The 10,565-nt window shown below is 46.3% G+C and carries 11 protein-coding genes; 5 read left to right on the forward strand and 6 right to left on the reverse strand.

Features of this window, described 5'->3' with window-relative positions:
- Positions 1-195, forward strand: a 195-nt coding sequence (locus QT992_RS24855; RefSeq protein ID WP_333322379.1) for a hypothetical protein, incomplete at its 5' end; no start/stop codon positions are given.
- 37 nt (positions 196-232) lie between these two features.
- Here the strand turns inward: QT992_RS24855 and QT992_RS24860 are convergent.
- Positions 233-793, reverse strand: coding sequence for a Uma2 family endonuclease (locus tag QT992_RS24860; RefSeq protein WP_333342862.1), 561 nt, complete (start codon positions 791-793; stop codon positions 233-235).
- 78 nt (positions 794-871) lie between these two features.
- A complete protein-coding gene (locus QT992_RS24865; RefSeq protein ID WP_333342863.1) occupies positions 872-1,849 on the reverse strand; it encodes a hypothetical protein in 978 nt (325 codons plus the stop codon).
- Positions 1,850-2,010: 161 nt separating this feature from the next.
- Between QT992_RS24865 and QT992_RS24870 the strand changes: the two genes are divergently transcribed.
- The gene (locus tag QT992_RS24870) at positions 2,011-3,219 is read left to right on the forward strand and encodes a CapA family protein (protein WP_333342864.1); all 1,209 of its coding nucleotides are present in this window, start codon (positions 2,011-2,013) and stop codon (positions 3,217-3,219) included.
- Between the two features lie 108 nt (positions 3,220-3,327).
- Here QT992_RS24870 and QT992_RS24875 read toward each other — a convergent pair whose 3' ends face one another.
- The gene (locus tag QT992_RS24875; RefSeq protein ID WP_333342865.1) at positions 3,328-3,492 is read right to left on the reverse strand and encodes a precorrin-6A/cobalt-precorrin-6A reductase; all 165 of its coding nucleotides are present in this window, start codon (positions 3,490-3,492) and stop codon (positions 3,328-3,330) included.
- A 732-nt stretch (positions 3,493-4,224) separates the two neighbouring features.
- Between QT992_RS24875 and QT992_RS24880 the strand changes: the two genes are divergently transcribed.
- A complete protein-coding gene (locus QT992_RS24880; protein ID WP_333343094.1) occupies positions 4,225-4,830 on the forward strand; it encodes a prepilin-type N-terminal cleavage/methylation domain-containing protein in 606 nt (201 codons plus the stop codon).
- Between the two features lie 34 nt (positions 4,831-4,864).
- Here QT992_RS24880 and QT992_RS24885 read toward each other — a convergent pair whose 3' ends face one another.
- The 3 genes from QT992_RS24885 to QT992_RS24895 all read right to left on the reverse strand — a co-directional run bounded on the left by QT992_RS24885 (position 4,865) and on the right by QT992_RS24895 (position 8,087).
- Positions 4,865-5,011, reverse strand: coding sequence for a hypothetical protein (locus QT992_RS24885; RefSeq protein WP_333377929.1), 147 nt, complete (start codon positions 5,009-5,011; stop codon positions 4,865-4,867).
- A 275-nt stretch (positions 5,012-5,286) separates the two neighbouring features.
- Complete coding sequence (locus QT992_RS24890; RefSeq protein WP_333322295.1) at positions 5,287-7,215, reverse strand: penicillin-binding protein 2; 1,929 nt, start codon at positions 7,213-7,215, stop codon at positions 5,287-5,289.
- Positions 7,216-7,511: 296 nt separating this feature from the next.
- Complete coding sequence (locus QT992_RS24895) at positions 7,512-8,087, reverse strand: hypothetical protein (RefSeq protein WP_333342982.1); 576 nt, start codon at positions 8,085-8,087, stop codon at positions 7,512-7,514.
- 337 nt (positions 8,088-8,424) lie between these two features.
- On the opposite strand from QT992_RS24895, the gene QT992_RS24900 reads away from it, so the two are divergent.
- Positions 8,425-8,652, forward strand: a complete 228-nt coding sequence (locus QT992_RS24900; RefSeq protein ID WP_333342983.1) for a serine protease — start codon at positions 8,425-8,427, stop codon at positions 8,650-8,652.
- 1,401 nt (positions 8,653-10,053) lie between these two features.
- Positions 10,054-10,565, forward strand: a 512-nt coding sequence (locus QT992_RS24905; RefSeq protein ID WP_333377931.1) for a helix-turn-helix domain-containing protein, incomplete at its 3' end; no start/stop codon positions are given.

A 10,565-nucleotide genomic window follows, 5' to 3' on the forward strand; every position in this document is an offset into this window, starting at 1 on the left:
TACATGAACCTTGATTTTGCTCGCCGGAGAAAAACATATATGGGGATTGACCGTTGGGTGGGGGCGGGTTTACTATATTGTCGATTATTAACAATTATTGTCGGTGAAACCCGCCCCTACGATCGGCGGTTTCAACCGCAACTACACTTCCCTTGCCTCCGCGCAACGCGAGACTTTAAAGAAAAGGAGATTTAAAACCGGATGTGATGTAAAAAAAGACGATCGCCCTGATTCATTCTTGCATTCTCAACCAGCTAAACACCTGTTCGGCGGTGATATTCAGGGGAATCATTTCGGGTACAGGAACGACATCGCTACCTTCGCAGAATTGCGGTTGTTGGTTGGGCAAAAACGCTAAAATCGATCGATCGTCTGGATCGATTAGCCACCCCAACTGACAATTATGTTGAAGACAGTGAATAATTTTTCTAGTTACGCGATTTGAGCTTTGTTGTGGCGACAGGATTTCGATCGCCCAATACGGTGCAATTAGCACATCATCCAACGGTTCACCGCTCTCATCAAATTCAATTTGTTCCCACAATAGTACCGCAATATCTGGAACAATCGATCGACCGCCAAACGTACACCGCAACTCTGGAAACGCATAAGCTATCTTGGGAGTTTCCGTCACCTGATTAATTTCGTTGCAGGCTTTTAATCGCAATAAGCTATGCTTTGTTTTCGGCATAGGTTTTTGGATAATATCCCCCTCAATATATTCGCTAGCAGGTTTGGTTTCTGGCAGTTTCAGAAATTCTTCAAGGGTGAGGCGCTCAGTTGCGATTATCATAAATAAATTCCTCAATTCTACCTATCTTCAGTGTAATCAAAAAAATATTTGTCTTGCATAAAAATTGTGTTACCTCGCCTAATTTTGCGGAACAAACTGCTGCTTAAACTCAAACAAATTAGGATTTTTCGGGTCATAAAAAGCCCGCAACCAATGCACGTTTGGAGAACCAAAAGTTTCAACTCTAGTAAAATTTTTCATTCTCGGTAGTTGAGTCTCATCGGTAAAATATGGTAAAGGTTTATCGATGCGGAAATAGTGAGTATCGCCGTGGACGAATACAACCTGCCCTGGGAAATTGCCTGTTTCTGTTTCCAGAGTTGCGATAAAATCGTTGTAGCCACTTCTTCTTTTGTCCGTCGGATCGAATTCAAATCCCGGATTTGCCTGTGCAACTAACACAATTCCTTTGCTGTTGCTGCGTTTGGCTAAAGCAAAACATTCTTTGATCCAGGCTAAGTTAGCCCAATTGCGATCGGCATATTCTGCATCTGCTTCGGGAGTGCGACCAAAATTGTTGTTGCTTCCCGGCATATTAATCGCGAAAAACACAACTCCATGATAAATCCAGCGAACATTTTCGCGGAATTTAGCAAACTGCGGGTTTTCGCTTTGACGGGTGAGAGTTAAGGTGCGCTTTCCCAAACTTTGATTACCGTTGCTAAATATTTCCCGCAGTTTAGCCAGTCTTTCTACTGGATCGTAACTGCCATTTTTTGAACGGTGGCAATCCGTCCATTCATTATCGCCATAGGCAAGAATAAACGGCATCTCAAAATTGTCAAATAACTGCTTGCGGCTGACAAAAGTTGCATCATCGCAGACACTAGAACCGTTTTTAATGTCGCCGTCGTGGACGACAAACGCTGCGGGCGATCGATTGATATCTGCAATCAAACTAGGAAATTGTGCTTCCTGTTCGGCACTGTAGGGCAAATCGCCAATCAAGGCAAATTCAAAAGGTTTATCTGCCGAACTTTCAGCATAGCTCAAAGTACCTAAACCGATAACCGATGCAAAAATTATAAATCCAATAATCAAATATTTTTTAAACATTCCTTCTCCAGTAGCCAGCAAACCATCGATATCCTAACAAAACTTGCCAACATCTTTGTTTTCTTCTTTTCCTCTGTGCTCTCTGTGGTTCAAAAAAAAAAACTGCCTAAATTGCGATTATTAATGATACCATAAACACGATAAATTACTATAGATAAATTATGAAATTTTCCCCGACGCTCTCGGTAATAGCTGCATTTTTAATGGCTAGCTGCAATATCCAACCCCAAAAAATCAACCAGCAAACCAACACACAGCCTACAGAAAGTCGCTCGCCAATAGCAACCCCTGTCCCCGCCCAACCCAAGTCTGAGATCAAAGAAGCCAAACTAATTGCTGTCGGCGACATTATGATGCACAGTACCCAAACGCGATCGGGCTACGACGCAAAAAAGAAAACATACAATTTTGACACTTTCTTCGCACCAGTTAAAAGTATCCTGTCAACAGGCGATTGGGTGATCGGAAATCTCGAAACACCTTTAGCGGGCTCCGATGCGGGCGGATATACGGGATATCCGCTATTTAACGCACCGGCTCAATTAGCGGATGCGACTAAAAAAGCTGGATTTAATATCTTGACAACGGCGAACAATCATGCTTTAGATCGGGGAGAAAAAGGAGTAATTAGGACGATCGCCAATCTGAGCGATCGCAAAATTGCTGCCATAGGAACAGCCACATCAGCCGCCGCAGCCGATCGCACTTTTATCAGCACCAAAAACAACATTTCATTAGCCAAGCTAGCCTACACCTACGGCACAAACGGCATTCCCATACCCAAAGGCAAAGATTACTTAGTTTCCCTAATCGACGAAAAAAAGATAGTCAAAGACATTGCCAAAGCCCGCAAACAAGGAGCAGATATTATCGCAATTTCCCTGCATTTTGGCGATGAATATCAGCGACAGCCAAACACCCAACAAAAACAATTAGTTGAAAACCTATTAAAAGCTGGTGCAGACATCATTCTCGGCAGCCATCCCCACGTCGTCCAACCTTACAAAATTTTTAATTTTCCCGGCCAAAATGGCAAAACCCGCAAAGCTGTAGCCATTTATTCAATGGGAAACTTCATTTCCGGTCAGAATAAAAAATATACAGACTTAGGCGTGATTTTGCAAGTAAATATTCGCAAAAAATTTCCCGAAAAAACCACAGAAATTACAGATGTAAAAACATATCCTACTTGGGTACACCGCTATACTCAGAACAATAAAAATAACTATCGCGTTTTGCCATTAGAAACAACAGTCACCCAGAAAAAAGATGCACTGCTAGCAACTTCACAGTATCCTGTTTTATCAAAATATTTGCAGGATATGAACAATCATCTTAACTCTTTGAATAGTCAGCAGAAATCCGAGTAATTGGTAATTGCGCTTCTGCTCCCTCTTCCTTCGCGTCCTACCCTACCCTTCACCGAACCCCTGCGGGGAAAGGGAACGGCTTCGCCGAACGCGTCTTCGCGGTTCAATTCAATTCAACTGGTGAATTAGCCAATAAATCGCCCCTTCAACATCAGCAACCTGCTCCACAGCGGGAATCTGCTGGCGCTGCACCATCACAACCGGAATTCCCAGTTCCCTAGCCGCAGCAATTTTAGCATAAGTAGCACCGCCACCGCTGTTTTTGCTAACAATTGTATCCTTTTGATATTCTAATAGTCATTGTCGCTCGTCTTCCAATCAAAACGGCTCCTTGCTAATAACAATTTACCGTTAGGAACAGGAGTATTTAGTCCAGGAGGAGCGATCGCCCGCCTCTCAAACCAAATAGTCACTGATGTAGGGTGCGTCAATCGATTTTAGATTTTAGATTTTAGATTTTAGAGGCGACCCCACGGATAAATGCTCTTTCTTGAGGATTTTCGATTTTCGATTTGGGATTGATTCCACGGATAAATTACGTAGCCGGTACTACCTTTGAAATTCCTGGTCAGGGAAAACCATATTACCCGAAAGCAGGGTACGGTAGTGCGGTTTCCCTACAAATCCGGCGATCGTTACATCCGATCCGTGCGATCGGGCGATGGAATGAGAATTAAATAACTTCCACTCTTGAAAGTGGGATGGGCGTCCCGCCCGTCCTTTTTGGACGGGCGGGACGCCCATCCCACAATAACAATTAAAATTGTAAGTTATTTAATTCGCGATCCGATCGACAAAATTGCTGTAGGGAAACGGCACTACCGTTTCCTGACTGCCGTTTTCTTACCCGCAGTTTTTTTTAAAGTCGCATAAATTTTCAGTAAATACCGATCTACACACTCGCCAAACCCAAAGTTAAAATATACCCAATAAAAAATAGCTCCTCCTAGCTGTTTTTTGGCCCAGCTAAATATCAGGGAGTGCATCTACGTGTCAATAAATAAAATGCTAAAAGGCAGAGCCACTACACCTGCCGCAGGTTTTACCATGATTGAGCTATTGATAATTATTTTTATCATAGGAATATTTAGTGCGATCGTCGCCCCCTCTTGGCTAATGTTTATCAACAACCACCGTTTAAAGGTATCGCTCGATCGAGCTTATTGGGCAATGGAACTTGCCCGCAGCAACGCCAAACGATCCAAAATTTCATGGCAAGCCAGCTTCAAACAAGTAGGAGAAAACGTACAAGTAGCAGTCCATCCAGCCGACATTCCCCCCGGCCAAGTAGCAGCCAGTCAATGGAAAAACCTAGAACCGCAAATTCAAATAGATACAAATGAAACAACAGTGCTCCAAGTAAATGAAAACAACGAGCAAAAAACAAAGGGCACAATCCGGCGCGTCATGTTCAACCACAGAGGTTGCCCCGTATCTCGAAGCGACCACGACTGCACCCTAACGAGTATAAGAGCCAAAGGAACCCTAACACTATATCATCCCAACTTAAGAAACAGCCAACGCTGCATCATCATCTCCACTCTCCTAGGACATAAACGCACCTCCCAAAGACAATTAAAACCCAACGACAACAAAAGATATTGTTACTGAGTCACTGATGTAGGGTGCGTCAGGGAAAACGATATTACCCGAAATCAGGACACGGCAGTGCCGTTTCCCTACAAATCCGGCGATCGTTACATCCGATCGCCCGATGAATTATTTTGGGGTAGGGAAACGGCATTGCCGTGCCCTCAATAGCCTTGTTGTCGATGCTTATATTCGATGTCAATTCCTGACGCAACATCTCCGATATAACTCACATCTTGCACCATTCTCAAGAACAGGCTTTTCGGCCTGTTCCACAAAGAGTGAATTTTCTTGTGGAACGGGAGCATCTCAGTTTTGTAAAAAGCATTTTTTTTATTGTAGTGCGAGCGTCCCCGCTCGCGTATTGTACAATACGCGAGCGGGGACGCTCGCACTGTAAATGCAAAACTGAGATGCTCCCTGTGGAACAGGCCAGAAAGCCTGTTGCTGACGGTGCAACATCTCAGATATAATCAACTACTTCTTACTCGGCGCAATTTTCTCAATAGAAATCAGCGCCTCCATCACCGACTCCACAATCGGCGCCGCCACCGTCCCCCCCGAAGAACCCTCCTTCGGCTCATCAATCACCGCCAAAACCACATACCGAGGAGCCTCCACAGGCATGATCCCCACAAAGCTAGTAATAATCGCCTTGTCAGAATAACCCCCACCAGCATTAGCTTTTTGAGCCGTGCCCGTTTTTCCAGCAATCCGATACCCAGGAATTTGTGCAGCTTTCCCCGTACCACCATCAACCACAGTTTCCATCATTTCTAACACCTGCTTAGTAGTTTCCGGCGAAAAAACCTGCTTTGGAACCGGCCTCGGAAGCTTCCAATAAGCTTCACCATCCCTATCAAAAAGTCCCCGCACAACATGAGGAGTCACCAACTTTCCGCCGTTAGCCAAAGCGCCGTTAAGCTGCACCAACTGCATCGGAGTAATCGAAAAACCCTGACCAAAAGCAGTAGTAGCAACTTCCACAGGAGAGTTAATAAATTGCTCTCGATTTTTAAGTTGACTGCTTACTTCAAAAGGCAAATCAGTTCCTGCTGTTTGTCCGAGTCCGAGTTTTTCTAAAGCTTGATAGTAAAGAGAAGGTTTCATGGTTCTCATCATGTGCACCATCCCCACATTACTAGAATGTTTCAAAATCTCAGTAACAGTCGAAGGGCCGCGCGCTCCTGCTCTTTGGTAATCGGAATTTTGGATAGTCCAGGGATTCATGTAAATCCGACCTTCATCGTTAAACACAGTATTAGGTTTCACCGCACCCGCTTCCAGAGCGATCGCCACATTAATCGCTTTAAAAGTCGAACCAGGCTCATAAACATCAGTTACAGCCCAATTTTTATAGCGCGACAAATCGAAATTAAAATATTGATTCGGGTCATAAGAAGGTTCCGCTACCACTGACAGCAATTCCCCGTTACTGGCATCCATTACAATCACTGTGCCCCGCTTCGCATCGTGTTGCTTCATTTTTTCCTTGAGGACACTTCGGGCCGCCCGCTGCAAGCGACTGTCGATCGTCAATTGCAATTTCAAGTCATCAAGCTGCACAAATCCCGCCGTCAGCCGATCGGGCACCCAATTCCCATTGCTCGACCTGCTAAACTGAATCGACGGCATCGATCGTTCCAACAAATTCTGCTGGCTGTATTCCACCCCGGCTTGTCCCTTCCGTTCCCCGTCCACATAACCGAGGATATCAGCCGCCAACTCCTGCTGCGGGTAAAAACGCTGCTGCTGCCGCAGCAACTCCAAGCCATCCACCAGACTCTCTTTAATTTGCATCCCAGCGACGCGATCGGCAACCTCTTGAGGTAGAGACTCCGCAATTGTAATACCGCTTTCAGCAAGATTAAACCTGCGTATCAGTTCAGTTTCCGACGTAGTGCCCGGAGTCAGTTCGATCGCCAGCATCGGAGCCAATAAAGCCGCTATTTCCGCCTTCGAGTGGTTAAACAACTTCGGGTGAGCGTAGAGCGTGTACACCTGTCTGTCGATCGCCAAAACATTCCCTGCGCGGTCAATTATCGGGCGTCTCGGTACAAACGGCTTCGTTTTGAGAGTTTGCTGCTGAAGAGCCTGTTTACGCAGCGCCGGAGCTCGCGTCACCTGCAAATAAAACAAATTCACAGCCAGCCCCAGCCCCCCCAGCATCAACACCGCCCACACGGCCCACAAACGGAACTTGCTGCGCTTTAAACGCTCCACCGGTCGCCCCCAAGATGCAGCCGTCTGTTGTGGCGATCGGCCGAAACTGCCGGAATATCTAGGTTTGGCTGGTTTTTCCCACCCAGTACGCGCGGCGAAGCTATCCCGTAGGGAATCGCCCGCCTGTTTTGGGCGTTTGAAATTCGGCGATCTGTAGCGGTCAAAACGGGGGTCGTAGCTCATGGCATTAAAAATTCAATAGCAAGTTAGAGCGTTTTAGAATTTAGAATTTAGAATTTAGAATTTAGAAGAGAAAATTCAAGACTTGGGAATGAGCGATCGCTATCAGGGTTTGGATCAGACCTACAGTTGCATTCTGTTTTTTGAAGTGGTGTTAATTATTTTTAACTTGTAACTTCCGGTTGCAAGCAGAAAATCGATCGCGACTTGCAAAAAAGTCAAAAAGGAAATTAGATCCTCAAATTCTCAGGCCCTCGGAGAAGGAAGGCCCGGAGGGCGCTCTCGGCTTTGACACAGGCTTAATAGCCCAGCGGTGTTTCCACACCGCCTCCCTTCTTGAGAGCGGGCTCAGAATTTGGTGCCGCAACGGGCGATCGGGTTTCAGGGGCCGGCTGCAAGAAAATCGTGTTCCCAGGATTCTGTGGAGCCAAACCGGTTTCGGGATTTTGGGCTTCTTTAGCAAGTTGGTGTTTCAAGACTTCGCTAGCAGCACTCAACTGCTGTTCTTGGAGGCGCAGAGTTTCCAGTTTTTGATAATCCTGACTCCAGCGCTGCTCGCCGTAAACAGTCAAGCCGTAGAGACTCAGAGCACCGCCCAAAAGCATAACTGCTACCACTGAGGAGGCGCGCTGTGCCTGCAGGAGCGATCGCAACCACACTGGCTGCTGCTGGCGATCTGGCAAGACTTTCAGCACCGATGCGGACTGCCGAACCTGAGCCTGTTCGTCTGCTGGCGAGTAGTTGGGCAATACCGGCCCTGTCTTCGCCCGCCTAGCTCTGGCAATAGAAGTAACTTTGCTTTTGGCTGGGCCAGCAGCGGGCTTGCGGGTCGATCGGGAGCGTGGAGAATCGGGGGATCTGATAGCAGCGGTCATAGAGTTCACCAATAAGTAAAGTGGGGTAGCTTCAGCTTGATTGAGCTTAAGAGTTTTTTGTCTCCCAGATCGCCCGTTGTGGCAATCTGCGTTCGATCGGTTATCCTTACCAAGGATACCTCACAAGCCAACCAACCCATCCTACCACTGGTCTCTTTGACTTCAGGATTTGCCAAAAAAAAGAAATCTTTGCTGGTTAGCGATAATCTATGTGAAATTTATTAATAAATGCAGTATTGTAATCAACGAGCGAATCGTTGAGCTATTCGTGCCAGCATTGTTTCTCAAGTACACTATTCCCTTCCTTGCGATGGGTTTTCAATGTTAAGGAGTTTTTATGAACAAGGGATTAATTCGTTTGACTTTGGTAGTGGGCTTGGCAGCAGCCCTCGGCGCCTGCGGAGGAGATACCACCAGCCCCAGCTCCCCTAGCCCCTCTCCGGGCGGCCCTGGTGGCACTGGCACTACTACTACTCCCCCTGCTTCTTCTGCATCTCCAAAAGCCACTCCTGGGGCTGGTGGTGCAACTACTACCCCTGCCCCTTCTCCTAAAAAGTCTCCCTAACTAGGGCGATCCGAGAGTGTTTGCCCAACGAGCCTAGCCTCCAGGTGAAAAATCGTTCGCTCCTCGCATTTTTTCATCTCAGAGGTCTAGGTCTCAAGTTGGGTGTTAGTTGTAGTCTGATGCTTTTACTACTGTTCCGTACATCCCCTTACTGCCACCAAGTCCGCTTAGCGCTGGGTTACAAGGGCATTAGCTTTCAAGTATAAAATTTGACTCCCGGTATGCAGGTTTTGAAACTCAAGTCTGTGACGGGAGGTTTGAGGACAGTGCCAGTGCTGCTGCCTCAACTCGAAGGTCAATCGATTTTAGATTTTAGATTTTAGATTTTAGATTTTAGAGGCGACCCCACGGATAAATGCGGGGGCTTGAGAATTTTCGATTTTCGATTTTGGATTGATTCCACGGATAAATCACGTGGCGGGTACCAGCTTTGAAATTCTTGGTCAACCGGAGGCGAGCGCAGACTCGACGAAAATTTTGCACGATCGACTCTTGTTTTCCTTCCCGGCCGCTGTTGCCCGCAGACGAGAGGAAAGCAAGCTGATGCTTGAACGATCGAATACAGGCTCGATGAAAGCATCGACATTGCTACTCGATTTGTTTACTAAGAGTTTCGCGCCGCTGCGGGCAAGCAAATCGACCCGTCTGTTTTGAGCCAGTTTAGTGATTCAATTGGCGCCGCGCCACTGCGGTATTAACCAGGCGTCGGCAAAACCCGCTCCAGTTGCGCCTGAGTGCTGCTTTAAACCTATTGCACCGTCGCTGGTAGGATGGTGCTAGTTTCGTAGGCGATGCCTTGAGCATGGCAGATATTGCTTGCTGCTGTCGCCATACTGAGTCCTTTAGCTTTGATTCCTCAATACCGAGTTAAGCATCCTTAGCTGTTTGAGCGTATTGCCCAAATTTACGGACTTTGTGGGGAAACCACGCCTCCAAGATGTGAAAGTCTACCGATCGGGCGATGCTCCCTGCCTGAAAATTCCAGGTAAACTATTAACTGCTCCCCAACACTTACAGGGTTGACCCTCCGGGAGTGGCAAATCGACAAGAGTTTAAAAATATCCCTTATCACATATAAAAAAATAAGTCAAGGATATTTGGGAAAACATATAAATTTTTCAATTTGTTTTAACTACCAGCCGGGAAGTCCCTCGGTATATTTAGAGGGGACACATCTGAGCGCTGTGCGAAGTACCCCGAATAAATTACGCCCGCGTGATGGAAAGAAGCGTCGGGTGGAGGGACGGAAACCGACAATTAGACTTAGCCACTATGAATTAATCTTCGGAAGTATCTTGATTTTCGATGTACTTCCTAAGTGTTGAAATGGTAATCTTTGGTGTGGCATTTTGGACATACACAAACTATACTATGCAAAGGTCGAAAAAAGAAAGTTAAAAAATGCAACTCACTTACAAATACCGCCTCAAACCCACCAAAGCCCAACTAACAACGATGGTGGCTCACCTAGAGCTCTGTCGTCGGCAGTACAACTACCGACTTGGCGATAGATTTAGGTGGTGGTCAGCCACGAGAACACCTATCAACGCCTGCCCCTTGATTGTTTCGATAGTCCCGATTGAGGAAATTTATCAAAATATTCCTTTGACGAGAGTGCAAACTAGGGATGGTAGAAAAAAGGATGAGTCAGGCAATCCTTTGACCAGGAAAGGTGACGTTTTATCGAACATTGAAGGCGGATATGTACAGTGGCAAACCATACAACTGGCTGACCTGAAAAACACAAAAAAGCTATTTCCTGATTATAAAGTGTTGGACTCTCAGGTTTTGCAAGATGTCGTCAACAGAGTGGAAACTTCGTTTTCAAATTTCACCACGCCCGATAAAAATGGCAATCGTAGAGGCAAGCCCAGATTCAAAGGGCTTCATTACTACAAATCTTTCACTTATCC

This window comes from Microcoleus sp. T3_D1 (assembly GCF_036700405.1).
In the GTDB taxonomy this organism is placed as follows: domain Bacteria; phylum Cyanobacteriota; class Cyanobacteriia; order Cyanobacteriales; family Microcoleaceae; genus Microcoleus.